General features: G+C 68.4%; 20 protein-coding genes and 1 riboswitch. Of the genes, 18 read left to right on the top strand and 2 right to left on the bottom strand.

All coding sequences use genetic code 11. The annotated features are described in order from the left end of the window. Nucleotides 1-17 precede the first annotated feature (17 nt). The 6 genes from AC5Y4Q_RS20095 (at nucleotide 18) to AC5Y4Q_RS20070 (ending at nucleotide 5171) form a co-directional block, all read left to right on the top strand. Nucleotides 18-731, top strand: a complete 714-nt coding sequence (locus AC5Y4Q_RS20095; RefSeq protein WP_064919953.1) for an MgtC/SapB family protein — start codon at nucleotides 18-20, stop codon at nucleotides 729-731. A 45-nt stretch (nucleotides 732-776) separates the two neighbouring features. Then, nucleotides 777-1685: a sterol desaturase family protein gene (locus AC5Y4Q_RS20090; RefSeq protein WP_064919979.1), complete on the top strand. Its 909-nt coding sequence runs from the start codon at nucleotides 777-779 to the stop codon at nucleotides 1683-1685. A gap of 121 nt (nucleotides 1686-1806) precedes the next feature. Then, on the top strand, nucleotides 1807-2391 hold the full coding sequence (locus tag AC5Y4Q_RS20085; RefSeq protein WP_109535549.1) for a LysM peptidoglycan-binding domain-containing protein: 585 nt from the start codon (nucleotides 1807-1809) through the stop codon (nucleotides 2389-2391). 146 nt (nucleotides 2392-2537) lie between these two features. After that, complete coding sequence (locus AC5Y4Q_RS20080; RefSeq protein ID WP_064919955.1) at nucleotides 2538-3191, top strand: Rv1815 family serine proteinase; 654 nt, start codon at nucleotides 2538-2540, stop codon at nucleotides 3189-3191. Continuing rightward, on the top strand, nucleotides 3188-3688 hold the full coding sequence (locus tag AC5Y4Q_RS20075; protein ID WP_125224413.1) for a VOC family protein: 501 nt from the start codon (nucleotides 3188-3190) through the stop codon (nucleotides 3686-3688). Before AC5Y4Q_RS20080 ends, AC5Y4Q_RS20075 begins: the two co-directional genes overlap by 4 nt. Nucleotides 3689-3719: 31 nt before the next feature. After that, a complete protein-coding gene (locus AC5Y4Q_RS20070; RefSeq protein ID WP_125224414.1) occupies nucleotides 3720-5171 on the top strand; it encodes an FAD-binding protein in 1452 nt (483 codons plus the stop codon). Nucleotides 5172-5274: 103 nt separating this feature from the next. Here AC5Y4Q_RS20070 and AC5Y4Q_RS20065 read toward each other — a convergent pair whose 3' ends face one another. Beyond that, nucleotides 5275-7209, bottom strand: coding sequence for an ABC transporter ATP-binding protein/permease (locus AC5Y4Q_RS20065; RefSeq protein ID WP_499960114.1), 1935 nt, complete (start codon nucleotides 7207-7209; stop codon nucleotides 5275-5277). Between the two features lie 122 nt (nucleotides 7210-7331). Between AC5Y4Q_RS20065 and secA2 the strand changes: the two genes are divergently transcribed. The 12 genes from secA2 to AC5Y4Q_RS20005 all read left to right on the top strand — a co-directional run bounded on the left by secA2 (nucleotide 7332) and on the right by AC5Y4Q_RS20005 (nucleotide 20822). Continuing rightward, nucleotides 7332-9695, top strand: a complete 2364-nt coding sequence (gene secA2 / locus AC5Y4Q_RS20060; RefSeq protein ID WP_499960106.1) for an accessory Sec system translocase SecA2 — start codon at nucleotides 7332-7334, stop codon at nucleotides 9693-9695. 9 nt (nucleotides 9696-9704) lie between these two features. After that, nucleotides 9705-10319, top strand: coding sequence for a CDP-alcohol phosphatidyltransferase family protein (locus tag AC5Y4Q_RS20055; protein WP_499960105.1), 615 nt, complete (start codon nucleotides 9705-9707; stop codon nucleotides 10317-10319). Then, on the top strand, nucleotides 10312-11244 hold the full coding sequence (locus tag AC5Y4Q_RS20050) for a DUF881 domain-containing protein (RefSeq protein ID WP_499960104.1): 933 nt from the start codon (nucleotides 10312-10314) through the stop codon (nucleotides 11242-11244). Before AC5Y4Q_RS20055 ends, AC5Y4Q_RS20050 begins: the two co-directional genes overlap by 8 nt. Before the next feature lie 67 nt (nucleotides 11245-11311). Further along, entirely contained in the window at nucleotides 11312-11644 is a 333-nt protein-coding gene (locus AC5Y4Q_RS20045; protein ID WP_064919962.1) for a small basic family protein, read from the top strand. Nucleotides 11645-11648: 4 nt separating this feature from the next. After that, nucleotides 11649-12434, top strand: coding sequence for a DUF881 domain-containing protein (locus AC5Y4Q_RS20040; RefSeq protein ID WP_109535548.1), 786 nt, complete (start codon nucleotides 11649-11651; stop codon nucleotides 12432-12434). 28 nt (nucleotides 12435-12462) lie between these two features. Further along, nucleotides 12463-12876, top strand: coding sequence for a glycine cleavage system protein GcvH (gene gcvH, locus AC5Y4Q_RS20035; protein ID WP_125224417.1), 414 nt, complete (start codon nucleotides 12463-12465; stop codon nucleotides 12874-12876). Between the two features lie 175 nt (nucleotides 12877-13051). After that, entirely contained in the window at nucleotides 13052-13537 is a 486-nt protein-coding gene (gene garA / locus AC5Y4Q_RS20030; protein ID WP_064919981.1) for a glycogen accumulation regulator GarA, read from the top strand. Between the two features lies 1 nt (nucleotide 13538). Next, nucleotides 13539-14276 carry a transcriptional regulator FtsR gene (gene ftsR / locus AC5Y4Q_RS20025; RefSeq protein WP_125224418.1) on the top strand — a complete coding sequence of 246 codons (738 nt, stop codon included), beginning with the start codon at nucleotides 13539-13541 and terminating at the stop codon, nucleotides 14274-14276. A 123-nt stretch (nucleotides 14277-14399) separates the two neighbouring features. Beyond that, nucleotides 14400-14894, top strand: a complete 495-nt coding sequence (locus tag AC5Y4Q_RS20020; protein ID WP_125224419.1) for a bifunctional nuclease family protein — start codon at nucleotides 14400-14402, stop codon at nucleotides 14892-14894. Between the two features lie 233 nt (nucleotides 14895-15127). After that, complete coding sequence (locus AC5Y4Q_RS20015) at nucleotides 15128-15763, top strand: MerR family transcriptional regulator (protein WP_064919966.1); 636 nt, start codon at nucleotides 15128-15130, stop codon at nucleotides 15761-15763. Between the two features lie 45 nt (nucleotides 15764-15808). After that, a riboswitch (glycine riboswitch) is annotated at nucleotides 15809-15906 on the top strand. Nucleotides 15907-16083: 177 nt separating this feature from the next. Next, nucleotides 16084-18924: an aminomethyl-transferring glycine dehydrogenase gene (gcvP, locus tag AC5Y4Q_RS20010; RefSeq protein ID WP_499960103.1), complete on the top strand. Its 2841-nt coding sequence runs from the start codon at nucleotides 16084-16086 to the stop codon at nucleotides 18922-18924. 302 nt (nucleotides 18925-19226) lie between these two features. Next, nucleotides 19227-20822 carry a hypothetical protein gene (locus tag AC5Y4Q_RS20005; protein ID WP_064919968.1) on the top strand — a complete coding sequence of 532 codons (1596 nt, stop codon included), beginning with the start codon at nucleotides 19227-19229 and terminating at the stop codon, nucleotides 20820-20822. Between the two features lie 5 nt (nucleotides 20823-20827). On the opposite strand, the gene AC5Y4Q_RS20000 is transcribed toward AC5Y4Q_RS20005, so the two are convergent. After that, on the bottom strand, nucleotides 20828-22903 hold the full coding sequence (locus AC5Y4Q_RS20000) for a substrate-binding domain-containing protein (protein WP_064919969.1): 2076 nt from the start codon (nucleotides 22901-22903) through the stop codon (nucleotides 20828-20830). Nucleotides 22904-22938 lie beyond the last annotated feature (35 nt).

Raw genomic sequence — 22938 nt, 5'->3', positions numbered from 1 at the left:
TGTGACAGGGTTAGCTCATGCAGACGCTGAGCGTCGCGGAGTTCACGCTGCGACTGGCCGTCGGATTGGGCTGCGGTGCACTGATCGGGCTGGAACGACAGTGGCGGGCCCGGATGGCGGGGCTGCGCACCAACGCGCTGGTGGCTGCCGGCGCAACGCTGTTCGTGCTGTACGCGGTCGCCGCCGGCGACACCAGCTCCACTCGGGTCGCGTCCTACGTGGTATCCGGGGTGGGGTTCCTCGGCGGCGGGGTGATCCTGCGGGAAGGGTTCAACGTCCGCGGCCTGAACACCGCGGCCACCCTGTGGTGCTCGGCCGCCGTCGGAGTGCTGGCGGCGGCCGGGAACCTGCTGTTCGCGGTGATTGGTACCGGCGCGATCGTCGGCACCCACCTGTTGCTGCGGCCGCTGGGCCGGCTGATCGACCGCGATCAGCACATCGAGGAGGACGAACCGCAGTCGCCCTACCAGGTGCAGGTGATCTGCCGGCCGAAATCCGAGAAGTACCTGCGCGCTCAGATCGTGCAACACACGGCCGGCAACGACTTGGTGCTACGCGGGATCCACACCGGCCGGGCCGCCGAGGACAACATCGCGCTCACCGCGTCCATGCTGTCCGACAGCCGGGCGCCGGACCGCCTCGAGCGGCTCGTCGGCGAATTGTCGCTGCAGCCGGGCGTCTACGCGGTGCACTGGCACTCCGAGGATCAGGCGTCGCTGTCGCCGGAATAATCACGGGCGAAGCACTCTAGGCTGGCGTCGGCGGAGGTGAGCATCATGGATTGGATCGCGGGGGTGTGGTCGGTGTTGCCTGCGCCGATGCGCGACCCGGTGCTGTTCGCCATTCCGTTCTTCCTGCTGCTGCTGACCCTGGAATGGACTGCGGCGCGCAAGCTCGAAGATCTCGAACGCGGGTCCTACCGCGCCAGGGACGCCTGGACGAGTATCTCGATGGGACTGGTGTCGGTGGCCACCACCGCCGGCTGGAAGTTGCTCGCGCTGTTCGGCTATGCGGCCATCTACACCTATCTGGCGCCGTGGCACCTGTCGCCGAAGGACTGGTACACCTGGGTGATCGCGATCCTCGGCGTGGATCTGCTGTATTACACCTACCACCGGATCGCGCACCGGGTGCGGCTGATCTGGGCCACCCACCAGGCCCACCATTCCAGTCAGTACTACAACCTGGCCACTGCGCTACGGCAGAAGTGGAACAACAGCGGCGAGATTCTGGTATGGATTCCGTTGCCGCTGATGGGAATTCCGCCTTGGATGGTGTTCGCTGCATTCTCGGTCAACCTGATCTACCAGTTCTGGGTGCACACCGAACGGATCGACAAGCTGCCGCGGATCATCGAGTTCGTCTTCAACACTCCGTCGCACCACCGGGTGCACCATGGGATGGACCGGGAGTATCTCGACAAGAACTACGGCGGCATCCTCATCATCTGGGACCGGATGTTCGGCACCTTTGCGCCCGAGCGGTTTCGTCCGCACTACGGGCTGACCAAACAGGTCGACACCTTCAACATCGTGACGCTGCAGATCCACGAGTACGCCTCGATCGTCGCCGATGTGCGCGGCGCGACCCGCTGGCGCGACCGGCTCGGATATGTGTTCGGCCCGCCCGGCTGGCAGCCGATGCCGTCGGGAGCCGCAGACGCGTCCGCGGCGCTGCGGCAATGACGCATTGGGGAGCGCACCGAGTGCTGTTCGCATAGGCTTGCGACGTCGTATCACGGCGACGAACGCCCCGGCGCGTCCGGCCGCGGCGACCCGATCAGAAGGGAACAATGTGGCACAGAGCTTGGGAGACACGCTCACCGCAGGAAAGAAGCTCGTCAAAGGCGAGTCGCTGACCTCCAAGAACGGGGCCTACACCCTGACCTTGCAGGATGACGGCAACCTGGTGCTGGCCTCACGCGGTAAGGCGATCTGGGCTTCCGGCACCAACGGCAAGGACGTGGTGCGCGCCGAGGTGCAGTCCGACGGCAACTTCGTGCTCTACACCGCGGACAAGCCGGTCTGGCACACCGACACCAAGGGCAAAAAGGACGTCAAGCTGGTGCTCCAGGACGACCGCAACCTGGTGCTGTACGCCGCCGACGGTGCTGCGTGGTCCACCAAGACCGAGACCGACGCTCCGCCGCCTCCCGAGGAGCCCACGGCGCAAGCAGCTGCCGAGGCCCCGCAGGCCCCCGAGGCACCCGAGGCGCCTGCGGCTCCCGCAGCGCCGGCCGCACGCAAGTACACCGTTGTCTCCGGTGACACCCTGTGGGCCATCGCCGAGCGGTTCTACGGTGACGGCAACAAGTACCCGCAGATCGCGGAGGCCAGCGGTATCGCCAACCCGGACCTGATCCACCCCGGTCAGGAGTTGACGATCCCCTGATCGCCGCTGACGGCCGACGCGGCGGCCCGGAACCCACACGGGGCCGGGCCGTCGCGCTGCGCCGGTGATCACGGCGGTCGAATCCCGGCCGGACTGGAACCGGCCCTCAACGATCGGAGTCGACGGTGCGCGGGCGCATTGGGCGGATGCTGGCGGTGGGTGTTGCGGTCGCGGCGACGGCCGCGTCTCCGGCGATCGGCACGGCTCGAGCCGATCCGGTGCTGGTGTTTCCCGGCATGGAGATCCACCAGGACACCCATGTCTGCACGCTCGGCTATGTCGACCCGATCATGCGGGTTGCCTTCACCGCCGGTCACTGCCGGGGCAGCGGGCCCGTCACCGACCGGGCCGGAAACGTCATCGGCTCCTTGGCGACCTTCCGCGACAACACGCCCAACGGTGCCACCGTCAACACCGACCAGGTGATCGCCGACTACGAGGCGATCGTGTTGTCCGACGGTGTCGACACCAATGACATTCTTCCCGGTGGTCTGCGGCTTGAGGCCGGCCCGGACGACGGGGTGGCCCCCGGCGAGCCGGTCTGCCACTTCGGCATCGTCACCGGAGAGACCTGCGGAACTGTCGAGCGGGTCAACAACGGCTGGTTCACCATGGGCCACGGTGTTCGCAGTCAACAGGGTGACTCCGGCGGCCCGGTGTATGTGGTCCGCGGCCCCGGGCTGGCCCGGATCGTCGGCCTGTTCAACAGCGTGTGGGGTGAGTACCCGGCCGCCGTGTCGTGGTCGGCCATCTCCCAGCAAGTCCGCGAAGACGTCGGCGTACCGGCCCCGCCGACATGAGAGCGTCTGCCCGACCGCCCGTCCAGATCGCTTGGGTCACCAGAGATCTGGCCGCTACCGAATCGATGCTGAGCGCACTGTTGGGGGTGCGGAAGTGGGTCCGCATGCCGGGTGTGCACTTCGCCCCGGACACCTGCAGCTACCGCGGCGAGCCGGCGGATTTTGTCGCCGACATCGCGCTGAGCTATCTCGGTGACATGCAGCTGGAGCTGATCGCGCCGGTAAGCGGGCACAGCATCTATCACGACTTCCTCGCCGACAGCGGGCCCGGACTGCACCACATCTGTGTGGAGGCCGATGACGCCGACGGCTTCGCTGCGATGGTCGACGACGCGGCCGCCCACGGCGCCGATATCGTCTCCCAGGGGGTGATGCCCGGCGGTATGCGCTTCGCCTATGTGTCGGCTCCTGACGCCGGTGTGCCGTTTGTGGAGATCGCGCATATCCCGCCCGAGATCCGAGCCTTCTTTGACTACATCAAACGGGAGCAGCGGTGAGCTGCACCGGAGACGAAAGGGAGTGGCGCCAATGAGCACCGAGATACCCGAGGCCATCAGCGCCGACACGGTGACATCGTGGTCCGATGACGTCGACGTGGTGGTGATCGGCTTCGGCATCGGCGGCGGCTGTGCGGCGGTCAGCGCGGCGGCGGCCGGGGCCCGGGTGCTGGTGTTGGAGCGTGCCGCCGAGGCCGGCGGCACCACCGCGATGGCGGGCGGGCACTTCTACCTCGGCGGCGGCACCGCGGTGCAGCAGGCCACTGGGCACCCGGACTCACCGGACGAGATGTACAAGTACCTCGTCGCGGTGTCGCGCGACCCCGAGCACGACAAGATCCGGGCCTACTGCGACGGCAGCGTCGAGCACTTCAACTGGCTCGAAGAACTCGGAATTGCGTTCGAGCGCAGCTATTACCCGGAGAAGGCGGTGATCCAGCCCAACACCGAGGGACTGATGTTCACCGGCAACGAGAAGGTGTGGCCGTTTCTGAACGAGGCTGTTCCGGCGCCGCGAGGGCACAAGGTTCCGGTGCCGGGCGACACTCAGGGCGCCAAGATGGCCATCGACCTGTTGCTCAAGCGGGCCGACAGCCTGGGGGTGGTGATCCGCTACGAAACCGGTGCCACCGGTCTGGTCACCGACGCCTCCGGCGCCGTCGTGGGGGTCACCTGGAAGCACTTCACCGAAAGCGGTGTCATCAAAGCGAAGTCGGTGGTGATCGCCGCCGGCGGCTTCGTGATGAACCCGGAGATGGTCGCGCAGTACACGCCCAAGCTGGCGGAGAAGCCGTTCGTGCTGGGCAACACCTACGACGACGGCCTGGGCATCCGGATGGGGATGTCGGTGGGCGGCGCCACCAAGCACATGGACCAGATATTCATCACTGCGCCGGTCTACCCGCCCTCGATTCTGCTCACCGGGATCATCGTCAACAAAGAGGGCAAGCGCTTTGTCGCCGAGGACTCCTACCACTCACGCACATCGGGGTTCGTCATGGACCAGCCCGACAGTGCGGCCTTCCTGATCGTCGACGAAGCCCACATGCGCAAGCCGCAGGTGCCCTTGGTGCCGCTGGTCGACGGCTGGGAGACGGTGGCGGAAATGGAAGCCGCGCTGGGCATTCCGGAAGGAAACCTGGTGGCGACCCTGGACCGCTACAACAGTTATGCGGCGCGCGGCGAGGACCCGGACTTCCACAAGCAGCCGCCGTTCCTGGCCCCGCAGGACACCGGACCGTGGGGCGCCTTCGACCTGTCGCTGGGCAAGGCGATGTACGCCGGATTCACCATCGGGGGGCTGGCGACGTCGGTCGACGGCCAGGTGCTGCGCGACGACGGCAGCGCGGTGCCGGGGCTCTACGCCGCCGGCGCCTGTGCGGCCAACATCGCCCAGGACGGCAAGGGTTATGCCAGTGGCACCCAGTTGGGGGAGGGTTCGTTCTTCGGCCGCCGCGCCGGAGCGCACGCGGCAACTCGCTAGCCGAAGCACCCCCCAACCTTTCCCCGCCGAGCGTGAAGGTGGCTTCACGCTCGGCACCGAACGTGGAGATGGCTTCACGTTCGGCGAAGGGGGGAGGCGGGGATCAGACCGCGGACAGGTCCCAGCGGCCTTGTCCGAGCAGTTCCAGCACGTGCTTGTGGTGCTGGCGGACGGTGTGGCGGTGGCTGACGCTGACCAGGATGGTGTCGGGCAGCTCGGCGCGCAGCAACCGGTACAGCATCAACTCCAGGCCTTCGTCGAGTGCCGACGTCGACTCGTCGAGGAACGCGGCCTTGGGCCGGGTCAACAGCAGCCGGGCGAACGCCACCCGCTGCTGCTCGCCGGGGGAGAGCACCTTGGCCCAGTCCTCGACGTCGTCGAGCCGCTCGACCAGATTCGGCAGCGCCACCTTGACCAGTGCCTCGCCGATCTCGGTGTCGGAGACCTCACCGGCCGAGAGCGGATAGGCCACCACCGCGCGCAGATCGCCCAGCGGGATGTAGGGCAGCTGGGAGATGAACATCGTCGCGTTGGCCGCATCCGGGCGCCGCAGGGTGCCCGAAGCGTAGGGCCACAACTGGGCCAGGCTGCGCAGCAGCGTGGTCTTGCCGCTGCCCGACGGCCCGGCGATCATCAGCGCATCGCCCCGGTCGAGGTGCAGGTCGAGCGCCTCGATCAGCGGGTCGCCGTCGGGGTTGCGCACCTCGACGCCCTCGATCGCCACGGTGCCGTCCGGGCTGGGCATGACCAACAGCTCGGGCAGCTCGCGGGCCTGCTTGTCGGCCTCGACCAGCCCGTGCAGACGGATGATCGCGGCCCGGTAGCCGGCGAAGTTGTCGTAGGCGTTGCGGAAGAATGACAGGCCGTCGTGGATGTTGCCGAACGCGGCCGCCGTCTGCTGCACCCCGCCGAACATGATCTGCCCGGAGAACAGCCGCGGCGCCTGAATCACCCAGGGCAGCGGCACGATCGCCTGGCTCACCGACAGGTTCCATCCGTTGAAGCCGATGGTCCGGTTCACGAACTTCAGGTAGTTGTCGATGATCCCGTTGAACCGCTGCCGCAGCTGGATCCGCTCGGCGAGCTCGCCCCGGTAGAACGCGACGGATTCGGCGGCATCGCGCACCCGCACCAGCGCGTAGCGGAACGCGGCGTTGGTGAGCTCGTTGCGGAAACTCAGCAGGATCAGCGGCCGGCCGATCCAGAACGCGACGACGGTGGCGACCGTGACATAGACCAGCACGATCAAGAACATCGCGCGCGGGATGTCGAACCCGAGGACGGTCAGCGTGCCGGACAGGTTCCACAGGATCGCGGTGAACGACACCACCGACACCATCGCCTGGACCGCGCCGAACAGCAGCGTGCTGCCGGTGCCGTTGGCCGGCGCGTTCGGGTTGGCGCCGTTGCCGGCGGTGAAGATGTCGATGTCTTGTTGGATGCGCTGGTCGGGGTTGTCGATCGCGCCTTCGATGGCCTCGCCGACCGACGGGTCCAGCGGGGTCTTGACGAAGTGCGCGCGGTAGTAGGCCCGGCCGTCCAGCCAGTCGCCGGTGAGCCGCTCGGTGAGCCAGATGCGCCAGTTCACCATGAAGTGCTGGGTCAGGTAGATGTCGAGCATCACCCGGGCCACATGCAGCACCGCCATCAGGCAGAAGATGCCGATCGATACCCAGAACCCGTGCACACCCGACTGTTTCACCGTGTCGTCGCCACCGGCGGCGCCCTGGAAGGCGGTCTGCAGCGAGGAGAACATGTCGTTGCCCTGGAAGCTGAAGAGCACGTTGAGCCGGACCGCGGTGATCACCGACAGCAGCAGCACGCCCAGCATCAGCCAGACCCGGATGCTGTCGCGCCCGCTGAAGTAGTCGCCGGTGATCGCCCAGAACTGCCGGCCCCAGCGGGTGCTCACCCGCAGCAGCGCCACCACGGCCACCACACAGACGGCGCTGATCGTCCACGCCATCGCAATCCACAGCAGCGAGTCAGGCAGTGCGTGCGCCCAGTCGATGGATGGCTTGAACACCTTCGAGTCCACTGCCACGTCTCCTTGCCGCCGGAACTGCCGGCCGGTAGATCGGAAATCCCGTGCGAAACCTACCGCGTAGCGCGGCGCGGCGTCAGATGAGCACCGCCGAACCAGCCCGGTACGGTTGTGCTGTGGCTAACACGTCGAAAACGGTCTCCGCGACCACGCGCGCCAAGTCGGGCCGGCTGAGCGGAAAATTCTGGAAACTGCTGGGCGCCAGCACCGAGAAGAACCAGAGCCGTTCGATGGCCGAGGTCGCCGCGGCCGCCGACTACGCCAAGAAGGCCGCCGGGCTCGACGACGACCAGCTGCGCCAGGCCGCGCAGCTGCTCAAACTCAAGGATCTGGCCGACGCCTCGGACATCCCGCAATTCCTGGCGATCGCCCGGGAAGCCGCCGAACGCAGCATCGGGCTGCGTCCGTTCGATGTGCAGCTGCAGGGCGCGCTGCGGATGCTGGCCGGCGATGTGGTCGAGATGGCCACCGGCGAGGGCAAGACGCTCTCGGGTGCGATCGCCGCCGCCGGTTACGCCATCGGCGGCCGGCATGTGCACGTCGTCACCATCAACGACTACCTGGCCCGCCGCGACGCCGAATGGATGGGGCCGCTGCTGACCGCGATGGGCGTGACGGTCGGCTGGATCACCGCTGACTCCAGCGCGGCCGACCGCCGCGCGGCCTACCGGTGCGACGTCACCTACGCGTCGGTCAACGAGATCGGCTTCGACGTGCTGCGTGACCAGCTGGTCACCGACGTCGAGGACCTGGTGTCGCCCAATCCCGACGTGGCGCTGATTGACGAGGCGGACTCGGTGCTGGTCGACGAGGCGCTGGTGCCGTTGGTGCTGGCCGGCACCACGCACCGCGAGACCCCCCGGATGGAGATCGTCGAGCTGGTCGGCCGGCTGACCCCCGGCGTGGACTACGACTCCGATGAGGACCGGCGCAACATCCACCTCACCGAGGTCGGCGCCCGCAAGGTCGAAAAGGCCCTGGGCGGTATCGACCTGTATGCCGAGGAGCACGTCGTGTCCACGTTGACCGAGGTCAACGTGGCCCTGCACGCCCACGTGCTGCTGCAGCGCGACGTGCACTACATCGTCCGCGACGGCAAGGTGCAGTTGATCAATGCCTCCCGCGGCCGGATCGCCGCCCTGCAGCGCTGGCCGGACGGCCTGCAGGCCGCAGTGGAGGCCAAAGAGGGCATCGAGACCACCGAGACCGGCGAGGTGCTCGACACCATCACGGTGCAGGCACTGGTCAACCGGTATCCCACGGTGTGCGGCATGACCGGAACGGCGCTGGCGGCCGGTGAACAGCTACGCCAGTTCTATCAACTGGGGGTCTCGCCGATCCCGCCGAACATGCCCAACATCCGCGAGGACGAAGCCGACCGGGTCTATATCACCGCCGCGGCCAAGAACGACGCCATCGTCGAACACATCGTCGAGGTACACGCCACCGGGCAGCCGGTGCTGGTCGGAACCCACGATGTCGCCGAGTCCGAGGAGCTCCACGCGCGGCTGCGCAAACGCGGGGTTCCGGCGGTGGTGCTCAACGCCAAGAACGACGCCGAGGAGGCCACCGTCATCGCCGAGGCCGGCAAGCTCGGGGCGGTCACCGTCTCCACCCAGATGGCCGGACGTGGCACCGACATCCGGCTCGGCGGCTCGGAAGAGGCCGACCACGACCGGATCGTCGAACTGGGCGGCCTGCACGTGATCGGCACCGGCCGGCAACACACCCAGCGCCTGGACAACCAGCTGCGCGGCCGGGCCGGCCGCCAGGGCGACCCCGGCTCGTCGGTGTTCTTCTCCAGCTGGGAGGACGAGGTCGCCGCCACCAACCTGGAAGCCAACAAGCTGCCGACCGACACCGACGAGGACGGGCGGATCCTGAGCCCCAAGGCCTCCGGGATGCTCGACCACGCCCAGCGCATCGCCGAAGGCAAGCTGCTCGACATCCATGCCAACACCTGGCGCTACAACCAGCTGATCGCCCAGCAGCGCGCCATCATCGTCGAGCGGCGCAACACGTTGCTGTCCACCCCGGCGGCCCGCGAGGAACTCGCCGAGCTGGCCCCGCAGCGCTACGCCGAGCTGCGCGAGAAATTCGGCCAGGACGATCAGGACCCGGATGCAAAGCTGGAGAAGATCTGCCGGCTGATCATGCTCTACCACCTCGACCGCGGCTGGGCCGATCACCTGGCGTTCCTGGCCGACATCCGGGAGAGCATCCACCTGCGGGCCCTGGGGCGGCAGAATCCGCTCGACGAATTCCACCGGATGGCGCTGGATGCGTTCGCCTCGCTGGCCGCCGACGCCATCGAGGCGGCACAGCAGACCTTCGAGACCTCCGAACAGATCGAGACCGAGCCAGGCATCGACCTGTCCAAGCTGGCGCGGCCCACCTCGACGTGGACCTACATGGTCCGGGACAACCCGCTGAGCGACGACACCATGGACGCGCTGAGCCTGCCCGGGATCTTCCGCTAGGGGGCCGGGATGCCTGCCGGGTCCGGCTCGGATCGAGTCCAAGACCGGGTGCTGACGGTGCCCAACGTCATCAGCCTGGCCCGACTCGCACTGATTGGGGTGTTCCTGTATCTGCTGCTGGTCGCCCGGGCCGACGGGCCGGCCGTGGCGACCCTGATGCTCAGCGGCGCCTCGGACTGGGCCGACGGCAAGCTGGCCCGGCTGCTGGATCAGTCGTCGTCGCTGGGTGCCCTGCTTGACCCGGCGATCGACCGGCTCTACATGGTGGCGGTCCCGGTCGCCTTCGGGCTGCGCGGCCTGGTGCCGTGGTGGATCATCGGCACCCTGCTGGCCCGCGACCTGCTGCTGGCGGCGGTGCTGCCGGTGTTACGCAGCCGGGGGTTGACCGCGTTGCCGGTGACCTATGTCGGCAAAGCCGGCACCTTTGCGCTGATGTCGGCGTTTCCGCTGATCCTGCTCGGACAGTGGGACGCGCTGGCCAGCCGGGTGGTGGCGGCGGTCGGCTGGGCCTTTTTGATCTGGGGGCTGGGCATGTACCTGTGGGCGTTCGTGCTGTACCTGATCCAAGTGGCGCTGGTGGCCCGCACCATGCCGAAACTCCCCTCCCGAGCAGCAGATGTCTGAACCGTTCTTCGCGCTCAGCGGCTATGAAGGCCGGGGAAGCTGGGGAGCCCACGAGGCCGGCCGGCCGCAGCGATTCGCGGTGCCCTCGCTGCTGCGCTCGCTGCTGTCCGAGCACCTCGACCCCGGCTACGCCGCTGCGGCGGCCGAACGCGACCGGGGCGGGCAGGGCACCGCCAGGCGGCAGCGGATTGCGGGATGGGCGTGGGAGGCGGTGGCGGCGCTGCTGGTGGCGACGGTGTTCGCCGTCGCATTCGCCCAGGCCAAGTCGCTGGCGCCCGGGGTGCACGACGCCCAGCAGGTGCTGGCCGCCAACGTGCGCTCGGCCGAAGCCGTGACCGGTCGGCTCGCCGACAAACGTGACACGTTGACCAACGGGGTCGACGAGTTGCGCAGGCACCGGCTGGCCGACGACGCCGAGGGCCAGCGGGTGCTGGCCGGCCTCGACGCGCTCAGCCTGGCTGCCGCCAGCACCCGGGTGACCGGCCCGGGCCTGACCGTCACGGTGACCGACCCGGGCGCCGGGCGAAATCTCTCCGATGCCTCCAAGCAGCGGGTGTCGGGCAGCCAGCAGATCATCTTGGACCGCGACCTGCAGCTCGTCGTGAACTCGCTGTGGGCCAGCGGCGCCGAGGCGATCGCGATCGGTGATGTGCGCATCGGCCCGAACGTGACGATCCGGCAGGCCGGCGGCGCGATTCTGGTCGACAACAAGCCGATCAGCAGTCCCTACTCGGTACGCGCCATCGGGCCGCCGCGTGAGCTGCGTGAGGCCTTCGACCGGACCCCCGGGTTGTACCGGCTGCGGCTGCTGGAGGTGTCCTACGGGGTGGTGGTGCGCGTCGACGGCCGGTCCGGTGCCGACCTGACCTTGCCGGCGGGTTCGGTGCGAGATGTGCGGTTCGCCAAACAGATGGGGGAGTCGTGACGCAAGCTTGCGCTGCAAGCCGTGGCGCCGTCGGCGCCGAAGCTCGGGAGGCCGGAGTGAGTACTCGATGATCGGGATCGCCGCGCTGATCGCCGGCATCGTGCTGGGACTGGTTTTTCATCCCAGCGTTCCGGAGGTGGTTGCGCCCTACCTGCCGATCGCCGTGGTGGCGGCGTTGGACGCCGTGTTCGGCGGTCTGCGTGCCTACCTGGAGCGGATCTTCGACGCGAAGGTGTTCGTCGTGTCGTTCGTGTTCAATGTGCTGGTCGCCGCGCTGATCGTCTACCTCGGTGACCAGTTGGGGGTCGGCACCCAGTTGTCCACCGCGATCATCGTGGTGCTGGGCATCCGTATCTTCGGCAACGCAGCAGCGCTGCGTCGACGACTGTTCGGAGCCTGACGCGGTGGGTACCGATCCGGTGCCGCACGGGCGCCACGAGCTGCCCGAGACGCACGATCGTGCGCCATCCCAGCGCGGCCCCCTGGGGCTGAGAAAGGGCCGCTCCGGGCCGCTGTTCGGGGTGCTGGCGATGCTGCTGTGCCTGCTGCTGGGGGTCGCGATCGTCACCCAGGTCCGCCAGAACGACTCCACCGACGCCCTGGAAACGGCTCGGCCGGCAGATCTGCTGGTGCTGCTCGATTCGCTGCGCCAGCGCGAGGCTGCGCTGGGCACCGAGATCGCGGAGCTGCAGCAGACGCTCAACGCGCTGCAGGAGTCCGGCAGCAGCGACCAGGCCGCCATCCAGAACGCCCAGGCCCGGCTCTCCGCGTTGGCGATCATGATCGGCACCGTCGGCGCCGTCGGGCCCGGTGTGGTCATCACCGTCGAGGATCCGGCGCGGGGCGTCGCACCGGAGACGATGCTCGACGTGATCAACGAGTTGCGGGCCGCCGGCGCCGAAGCGATGGAGGTCCGCGACGGCACGAAGGCGGTGCGGATCGGTGTGGACTCCTGGGTCGCCGGTAGGCCAGGGGCGCTGGAATTCGACGGGACAGCCTTGGCGCCACCGTATTCCGTTGTGGCGATAGGCGATCCACCCACTCTGGCGGCGGCGATGAACATTCCCGGCGGGGCGGTCGACAGCGTCAAGCGGCTCGGTGGCGCCGTGGGCGTGCACCAGGCCGACCACGTGGAGGTGACCGTGTTGCGGCAACCGAAACCACGCCAATACGCTCAGCCAGTCAAGTGAACCCGACAGCGCAAGGAGCACGATCACCGTGAGCTCGGAAAGCCTCGTTCCATCCGATCTGTATTACACCGCTGAGCACGAGTGGGTTCGGCGCACCGGGCAGGACACCGTCCGGGTGGGCATCACCGACTTTGCGCAGGCGGCACTGGGTGACGTGGTTTTCGTGCAACTGCCCGGCGTGGGCACCGAGGTGACCGCGGGCGAGAGCTTCGGCGAGGTGGAGTCGACCAAGTCCGTTTCGGATCTCTACGGTCCGATTTCGGCGAAAGTGGTTGCCGTCAACGCCGATCTGGACGCCAGTCCGCAGCTGGTGAACTCCGACCCGTACGGCGCCGGCTGGCTGCTGGATCTTCAGGTCGCAAGCGGTGACTCCGACGCGCTGGATCAGACCCTGTCGGGACTGCTGACCCCCGACGCGTACCGCTCGACGCTGGCCGAATGAACCTTGCTAGCCTCCCTGCCGGGACGCGCCGGGCATTCCGCGACACGATCCCGCGGTGCGGGGCACATTATCGACCGCTGCGCGGTACGGTCGAACCAACGAATGTGGGTCCGGTGCCATGGAAGTCCGGCGGGTGCGACCAGGTAGCACGACAGTGGCCAGTGAGGAGCAGCGGGTGACGGAGAAGGACCCAGCAAATGGGCAGGACCAGGCGGGCGACGAGGTCACCGTGGAAACCACATCGGTCTTCCGCGCCGACTTCCTGAGCGAACTCGACGCACCCGCGCAGGCGGGCGGGGAGAGCCTGACCTCGGGCGTCGAGGGGCTGCCGGCGGGGTCGGCGCTGCTGGTCGTCAAGCGGGGCCCCAACGCGGGGTCGCGTTTCCTGCTCGACCAGCCGGTCACCGCCGCAGGACGTCATCCCGACAGCGACATCTTCCTCGACGACGTCACGGTCAGCCGCCGTCATGCCGAATTCCGGCTGGAGGGCAACGAATTTCAGGTCGTCGACGTCGGCAGCCTCAACGGCACCTACGTCAACCGGGAGCCGGTGGATTCGGCGGTCCTGGTCAACGGCGACGAAGTCCAGGTCGGCAAGTTCCGGCTGGTGTTTTTGACCGGCCCCAAGACGGGTGAGACCGAGGCCGGGCCGGGGAGCTGAGTTGAGCGCGCCTGACAGCCCTGAACTGGCCGGGATGTCGATCGGAGCGGTATTAGATCTGCTTCGGCCCGAATTTCCGGATGTCACGATCTCCAAGATCCGATTCCTGGAGACCGAGGGGTTGGTAACGCCGCAGCGCGCGGCGTCGGGCTATCGCCGGTTCAGTGCTTATGACTGCGCCCGGTTGCGGTACGTGCTGACCGCGCAACGCGACCACTACCTGCCGCTGAAGGTGATCAAGGCGCGGCTGGACGCCGAGCCGGACGGGGCGCTGCCGCTGACCGAGTCGCCCTATCCCGTCCCGCGGTTGGTGCCGGCCGTCGGCGACGGCGCCCACAACGGCGCGGTGCTGCCCACGCCGCCGCGGCGAGTCCGGCTGAGCCGCGAGGATCTGCTGGAACGCTCGGGCGCAGATGATGCCTTGTTGACGGCGCTGGTCAGGTCCGGCGTCATCACCCCCGGGCCGGGCGGATTGTTCGACGAGCACGCGGTCGTCATCGCGCAGTGCGCCCGGGGGCTGGCCGACTACGGCGTCGAGCCACGGCACCTGCGGCCGTTCCGCTCAGCCGCCGACCGGCAGTCCGACCTGATCGCCCAGATCGCCGGACCGCTGGTCAAGGGCGGCAAAGCCGGTGCCCGTGACCGCGCCGACGACCTGGCGCGTGAGGTCGCCGCGCTGGCGATCGCACTGCACACCGCGCTGCTCAAGTCGGCGGTACACGACGTTCTGCACGGCTGAGGACTAGACTTCGCCTCGGCGGCTTGTTGTGCGACATGCGGTTGTCCGACCGGGGGTTTCGCAGCGAGTCGGGCTGGCACACAGCCACGTGAGACACAAGCAAATGCGGAGGGCTGACTGGAGATGGGTGAAGTACGCGTGGTCGGCATTCGCGTCGAGCAGCCACAGAATCAGCCCGTGCTGTTGCTGCGCGAAGCCGATGGCGATCGATACCTCCCGATCTGGATCGGGCAGGCCGAAGCCGCCGCCATCGCACTGGAACAGCAGGGTGTGGAGCCGGCCCGGCCCCTGACCCACGACTTGATCCGCGACCTGATCGCCGCGCTCGGACATTCGCTCAAGGAGGTCCGGATCGTCGATCTGCAGGAAGGCACCTTCTATGCCGACCTGATCTTCGACCGCGACATCACGGTCTCGGCACGGCCGTCGGATTCGGTGGCGATCGCGCTGCGGGTGGGAGTGCCGATCTACGTCGAGGAGGCGGTGCTGGCCGAGGCGGGCCTGCTGATTCCCGACGAGAGTGACGATGAGGCCTCCGGCGCGGTGCGCGAAGACGAGGTGGAGAAGTTCAAGGAGTTTCTCGATAGCGTGTCGCCCGACGATTTCAAAGCAACCTGACCCGGCGCGGCGGCCTCAGCCCAGTCACAGATCCGTTTCATCTGTGAGCGGCCCGACGACACGCCCATCGGCAAAGCGTGGCGCGGAAAACGCGGCCTCCATACTTGGTCAACGGCGGGAACAACGGCGCGGCGGCTCGTCGGACAGCGTATGCTCACCAGCAACTCGGGCAAGAGCAAACGCGGCTACCGGCCAGCCAGTGGCAACGAGCGCGATCGGCGAGAGGAAGCATCGTGGGCGAGCAACCGGGGCAAGATCAGCTGGACTTCACGGGTCAGACCCCATCGGCCTCGGACGGCGGCGAGGGTGCCGTGACCGCTTCCGCCGAACCGGTACAGGCCGGCCTGTTCCCCGATGACTCCGTCCCCGACGAACTGGTCGGCTACCGCGGCCCCAGCGCCTGCCAGATCGCCGGCATCACCTACCGCCAGCTGGACTACTGGGCCCGGACCTCGCTGGTGGTGCCCTCGATTCGGGGTGCCGCCGGTTCGGGCAGCCAGCGGCTGTACTCGTTCAAAGACATCCTGGTGCTCAAGATCGTCAAGCGCCTGCTCGACACCGGTATCTCGCTGCACAACATCCGGGTCGCGGTCGATCACCTGCGGGAGCGCGGGGTCCGGGACCTGGCCAATATCACCCTGTTCTCCGATGGCACCACCGTCTACGAGTGCACCTCGGCCGAGGAAGTCGTCGACCTGCTGCAGGGCGGACAGGGCGTGTTCGGCATCGCGGTGTCGGGTGCCATGCGGGAACTGACCGGGGTCATCTCCGAGTTTCCCGGTGAGCGTGCCGATGGGGGCGAGTCGATCGCCGCACCGGAAGACGAACTGGCCAGCCGCCGCAAGTTCCGCGACCGCAAGACCGGTTAGGGCGGCGATTCCGCGGCTGCCCGCCGGGTAAGCTGGTAGCGCATCGCACTCGACGCGGGAGAGTTCTGGGGCAGCCAGCCGCAGACGCCGAAGGAGCAACACCTCTCCGACAACCTCTCAGGCCCATGGACCGCCCGGGATTCCGATGCCTCTGGAAAGTGGTGGGTGACGGCCCACCCGCCGATGGGGAAAGGCCAGCAACCGCGCCCGGCGCGGCGGCATCGGCCGAAGCTCTCAGGCGCCTGGCGTACGGGTGAAGACAGAGGGGGAGGGCCAGATCGATTCGTCATAGCCCACTCCCCATGCCAGGAGACTCACTCGTGAGCGAACACACCGAAGCCCGTTTCCCGAACTTTCAGGACCGGCACATCGGCCCCGACCCTGCCGCCATCGCCACCATGCTCGCCACCATCGGCGTGGACTCGCTCGACGAGCTGGCCGCCAAGGCGCTGCCGGCCGGCATCCTGGACGCGCTGCGGCCCGACGGCGTCGCGCCGGGCCTGGAGGTCTTGCCGGCCGCGGCCACCGAGACCCAGGCCCTGGCCGAGTTGCGAGAGCTGGCCGACGCCAGCACGGTCGCGGTGTCGATGATCGGCCAGGGCTACTACGACACGCTCACCCCGCCGGTGTTGCTGCGCAACATCATGCAGAATCCGGCCTGGTACACCGCCTACACCCCGTACCAGCCAGAGATCAGCCAGGGCCGGTTGGAGGCCCTGCTGAACTTCCAGACCATGGTCGCGGACCTGACCGGGTGCGAGATCGCCAACGCCTCGATGCTCGATGAGGGCACCGCCGCCGCCGAGGCGATGACCCTGATGCACCGCACGGTGCGCGCGAAGACCAACCGGCTGGTGGTCGACGCCGACCTGTTCACCCAGACCGCGGCGGTGCTGGCCACCCGGGCCGAGCCGCTGGGCATCGAGATCGTCACCGCCGACCTGCGGGACGGGCTGCCCGAGGGCGACTTCTTCGGGGTGATCACCCAGTTGCCGGGCGCGTCCGGCCGGGTCACCGATTGGTCGGAGGTGATCGAGGCCGCCCACGAGCGGGGTGCGATGGTGGCGGTCGGCGCCGATCTGCTGGCCTGCACGCTGATCACCCCGCCCGGCGAGATCGGCGCCGATGTGGCGTTCGGCAGCGCCCAGCGCTTCGGGGTGCCGATGGGCTTCGGCGGGCCCCACGCCGGCTATCTGGCGGTGCACGCCAAACACGCCCGCCAGCTGCCGGGCCGGCTGGTCGGGGTATCGGTGGATGCCGATGGGTCACCGGCCTACCGGCTGGCGCTGCAGACCCGGGAGCAGCACATCCGCCGCGACAAGGCGACGTCGAATATCTGTACCGCGCAGGTGCTGTTGGCGGTGATGGCCGCGATGTACGCCGCCTATCACGGCGCCGAGGGCCTGACCGCGATTGCGCGTCGGGTGCACGGCCACGCGGCGAAGATCGGCGCCGCCCTCGGTGACGCGCTGGTGCACGAGCGCTACTTCGACACCGTGCTGGCCCGGGTGCCGGGCCGTGCCGACGAGATCATCGCCGCGGCCAGGGCCGCCGGCATCAACCTGTGGCGTGTCGACGCCGACCATGTCTCGGTGTCCTGCGACGAGGCCACCACCGACGCTGATGTGACCGCGGTGCTGCAGGCCTTCGGGGTTGACCCCGCCGAGCCGGTGTCCTGCGGCATCAGCACCCGGACCTCGGAATTCCTTACCCACCCGGCCTTTTCGCGCTACCGCACCGAAACCGCGATGATGCGCTACCTGCGTGCGCTCTCGGACAAGGACATCGCGCTGGACCGCAGCATGATTCCGCTGGGCTCCTGCACCATGAAGCTCAACGCCGCGGCGGAGATGGAGCCGATCACCTGGCCCGAATTCGCGCGCCAGCACCCGTTCGCGCCGGCCGAAGACGCCGCTGGGCTGCGCCGGCTCATCGCCCAGTTGGAGCGCTGGCTGGCCGGGATCACCGGGTACGACGCGGTGTCGCTGCAGCCCAACGCCGGCTCGCAGGGCGAATACGCCGGCCTGCTGGCGATCCACGCCTTTCACGCCAGCCGCGGCGAGTCCCACCGTGACGTCTGCCTGATCCCGTCCAGCGCGCACGGCACCAACGCCGCGTCGGCGGCGCTGGCCGGGATGCGAGTCGTCGTGGTGGCTTGCCGGGAGAACGGCGATGTCGACCTCGATGACCTGCGGGCCAAGGTCGACGAGCACGCCGCGACGCTGTCGACGCTGATGATCACCTACCCGTCCACCCACGGGGTCTACGAGCACGACATCGCCGAGATCTGCGCGGCCGTGCACGACGCCGGCGGACAGGTCTACGTCGACGGCGCCAACCTCAACGCGCTGGTCGGGCTGGCCCGGCCGGGGCGCTTCGGCGGCGACGTCAGCCACCTGAACCTGCACAAGACGTTCTGCATCCCCCACGGTGGCGGCGGGCCCGGCGTCGGGCCGGTGGCGGTACGGTCGCACCTGACCGAGTTCCTGCCCGGACACCCGCTGGCCCCCGAATTGCCCGGCGGCCCACCGGTATCGGCGGCCCCCTACGGGTCGGCTTCCATCCTGCCGATCACCTGGGCCTACATCCGCATGATGGGGGCGGCGGGCCTGCGGGCGGCGTCGCTGACCGCGATCGCGTCGGCGAACTACATCGCCCGCCGCCTCGACGAGCACTTCCCGGTGCTCTACACCGGGGAGAACGGCATGGTCGCCCACGAATGCATCCTGGATCTGCGCGCGATCACCAAGGCCACCGGCGTGACGGTCGACGATGTCGCAAAACGCTTGGCGGACTACGGGTTCCATGCCCCCACCATGAGCTTCCCGGTCGCGGGCACCCTGATGGTGGAGCCCACCGAGAGCGAGAGCCTGGCCGAGGTGGATGCGTTCTGCGAGGCGATGATCGCCATCCGCGGCGAAATCGACCGGGTCGGCGCCGGTGAGTGGACGGCCGACGACAACCCGCTGCGGGGCGCCCCGCATACCGCCGAGTGCCTGATGGTCGATAAGTGGGAGCACCCCTACACCCGGGAGCACGCCGCCTATCCGCTCGGTCGCGACTTCCGCCCCAAGGTGTGGCCGCCGGTGCGCCGGATCGACGGCGCCTTCGGCGACCGCAACCTGGTCTGCTCGTGCCCACCGGTGGAAGCCTTCGCCTGAGCCCGCGGGCCCGCCACCGCTGCTGCTGCTTCGAGGGGACGGCATGAGAGCAACAAGGCCACTTGTTGTGTTTCGCTTCGCCACCGCGTGTGCACGGTATGTAATAGCACTGGATCGGCCGACCCGCGCGGCGCCGGCGGCTCCAGGACAGGACCGGCTGTTCGGCGCCGGCCTAGGGTAGGGAGCCACCAGAGTCCGGACCGGTATCCGAGGCAAAAATCAGCAAAATCTCATCTACAGCCAAAATATAGTTTAAGCTGGTCTCACTTTGTCGGTGACGGGGATCACACTTAGGAGACACCATGCAGCAACTTGCGCTTCGCCCTTACCTCACCGCCGGCATCGCCGTTGCGGGCGCCGGAATCATCGCGGTCGCGCCGGTGTCGCCGGTCGCGCCGGTCTTGCCGGGCGCCGGAGCTGAGTTCCATGCCGTGCAGTTGACCGACGCCTGGTCGGATCTGTTCACCCACACCACGGCGAACCTGACCAACATCAGCGACAATGCCGACTGGTCGGCGATCACCGCCGTCTTCGGCAAGCTGTTCACCGACCCGTTCGGGGTGCTCGCGGCGTTCACCAGCATCACCCCGACGGTCACCACCGATATCTCGGAGCTGCCGGCGTCGGTCTCGGTGCAGCTGCCGCCCGGGCTGGAACTGGCGATCGCCAGCATGGGCGCGCAGGCGCTGGCCTCCCAGGCGATCAGCAACGCCGCGGCCGAGATGGCCAACGGGAACTTCTCCGGGCTGTTCAGCGCGCCGGCCACCATCGCCGACGCCTACCTCAACGGCGCGCAGAACGTCAGCCTGCTCGGCGGCATCATCAACATCCCGGTGCTCAACGGCATCCTGGCGCCCGAGCAGAACTTCGAGGTCGACCTCAACCTGGCCAAGCTGCTCGACGCCTTGGGGTTGGGCAACCTGGACTTGAGCAACCTCAACGTAGACGACCTGCTGAATCAGCTGGGCCTGGGCACCCTGACGCTGGGCAGCCTGCTCGATGCCCTCGGGATCAGCGACGACGGCCTGGGCGACCTGCTCAAGCTCGGCAGCAACATCACCAACCTGGGCGGGCTGCTGGGCTTCCTCGGCCTGGGCGACCTCGGGCTGGGCAGCCTGAGCCTGACCGGCATCTTGAGCGGCCTGGGGCTCGACACCGACGTCAACCTGAACGACCTGAGCTTGGACAGCGTGCTGAACGTGTTCGGGATCAACCCGGAGATCAACCTCGGCCTGGGGCAGTTGCTCACCGATCTGGGCTTCGGCAGCCTGGTCGACTCCTCGCTGGGTGACCTACTGAGCGGGTTGCCCGGCGGCGTCCTGACCGGCATCACCGGTGTGCTGAACTCGGTGATCGGAACCTTGATCCAAAGCGTCCCGCTCCTGGGTCCGCTGCTGGACCAGCTGCTCAACACCGTGCTGCTCACCCCGCAGAACCTCATCGACGCCCTCAACAGCGTCACCTTCGGCGACCTGCTCGGCGGCCAGAGCATCAGCGAAACCGTCAGCTCCCTGTTGGGGGCGCTGGGCGTCGCGCTGCCGACCGGGGATCTGACCATCGGCGGAATACTGGAAGGCCTGGGCTTCGCCCCCGCGACCGGGGACCTGACGCTCAGCGGCCTGCTCGGCGGCCTGGGACTCGGTGGCCTCGACATCACCGGGCTGCTCAACGGGCTGGACCTGGGTGATCTGGTCGGCGGTCTCGGGCTCGACAACCTGCCGCTGAACCTCGGCAGCCTGGTCGGCGACCTGTCGGATCTGAATTTGGCTGACCTGCTCAACGACCTGGGTCTGGGCGACCTGGATCTGGCCAACATCAGCGTCGGCTCATTCGGTGGGATGATCACCCAGCTGGTGGACGTCATCCCGCAGCAGATCCTCGACTTGCTGGGCGCCTAGCGGCGTCAACCCAGCAGCGTGTTCAGCGCGCCGGCCAGTTCGGGGGAGTTCGCCCCCCGCAGGTTCTGGTAGGTGCCGCCGGACAGCTGAGCCACCGACTGCCACGTGGCCCGGTCGGCGTCAGCGCCGAAGTCGATGACGTTGACGGCGACCGGGCGCTCGGGGTCGGTGTTCGTCCGGATGAATTCCTGCAGTCCTGGACCGTCGAGCGTCCGGTCGGTATGCGGGCCCGCGGTGATGACCAGCACCGAGTTGCTCTGCCCGGCACGGTAATTGGCCAGCGCCTGGTTGTAGACCAGCCGCAGGGTGGTGAACGACACCGCGCCGCCGGACGTCGAGCTCAGGCCATCGAGCTGCTCGACCAGGGTCTCGGCCCGGGTCCCGCCGTTCACCGGTTCGTCCAGGGGGCCGGCGGTGACCACGTTGCGGCCCTCCACGCCGTCGAAGGTCCACAGGCCGACGGCGGATTGCGGCGGGAGCGCCCGGATCCGTTGATCCAGGGCGGCGATCACATGGGCCAGCCGGGTCTTTCCGCCCTCGTCGGTGGTCATGGACTCATCGAGCATGATCGTCACCGCCGCGCTGCCCGGCAAGGTGGTGAGCGCATTGGCCAAGGTGGCCCGCATCGCGTCGTCGCCTACCGCCAAGGTGTCCGACACCGCCGGGAAGTCGGTGACATCACTGCTCGGCGGGTTCACGCCTTCCACCCGGAATCCGGCTTTGGCCAGCTCCGCGAGCTGATCCGGTTTGCGGGCGAAGCGGGCGAACTCACTGGCGGCGCTGACCTGTTCCTGTGACAGCCACGACCCGGCGAGCAAGACGGTGGGATAGTCGGCGACCGGCACCGGGCCGGGCGGCAACCAGAAGCCGAGCGTGCTCGCCGGATCCGACAAAGACTGCCCCCGGGTGAACAGTTGCTGCTCGGTGGTCACCACCGCGTGTACCGGGGCGGTCGCCGGATCGCCTTGGCGCAGCAATACGTTCATCGCCTCGGCCAGCGAGCTGTCGGCCAGGTGAGGCTGCGCGCCGGCCAGCCGGTGGACCGCGCCGGTCCCGTCGGTGGCGGGGGCGCCTTTCGGGGCGGCACCGGCGGCCACCGCCTCGCCGGCCAGGAAAGCGGCATCGCCGTTGCCGCCGATCGGCAGGGCCAGCCGCAGCTGCCCCCAGCCGGGAAGCCCGAGCCGGCCCAGGCCGTCGGGTTCGGTCTGCAGCTCCGGCAGGCTCGCCCAGCCCTGCTTCTGCAGAGCGGGCTTGAGTTCGGGCCGCATCGCCAGCAGCACCGGCGAGGTGACCAGGGAACGACTGTCGCTGACGGTCTCCGCGCCCGCGGACGCTTGCAGGCGCGCCGCCGACACCGAGCTGCCCGGAATCCACAGTGCCGGGCGCTGACCCAGCTGTGCCGGCCAGTCGCCGATGAATCCACTGACGACGGCGTCCGAGTCCGCCGGTTTGACCTGCACTGACACGCAGCGATCGCCTACCGGCTTGGCGGTCTTGTTGAACTTCTCGGCCAAGCCCTGCAGGTGGTCGGCGATCGAGGGGTCTGCCACCACGGCGACCGTCAGGTCGCCCTCGACGCAGCTGCCGGCGGCGATCGCGGAGCGATGCGACAGCGAGTTGCCGAAGAACCGCCACAGGATCACCGCGGCCACCACGACGATGACCGTCACCAGTGCGGCGATCACACCGACGCTGACACCACGGCGCCCGGCGTCGTTGCGGTGCCGGCGCCACCGTTCCAGGTGGCGGTGGCCGCCACCCGGCTCGTCCCGCGCGACTGACGACGCTTCCCCGGACCGGGCACGAATCGCGCCGAAAGGCCCGGTGCGGTAACGCGTTTCTTCGTCGTCGTGACCGCCTCGCCGCAGGTACTGCGCCGGGTCGGCGTCGTAGCCCGCGTCGCTGCCGAACGACTCCTCGTAGAACGCGTCGTGATAGTCGTCGACGTACTCGTCGTCGTCCGGGTCGCCGAAGCCGAACGGATCGGGCGGCGCGGTGTCGTGGTGGCCGTAGTCGGCCTCGCCGCGCGCGAGTGGGTCTTCCTCGAAATCGTCCGGGCCGGGGAAACTGTGCCTACCCACGGTGGGTGCGTCCTCTCCGCCTGGTCAGCGCTCCG

This window comes from Mycobacterium sp. NGS16 (genome assembly GCF_059813225.1).
Note: the sequence above shows the minus strand (reverse complement) of the source record. Positions and strands in the feature narration are given on the sequence as shown.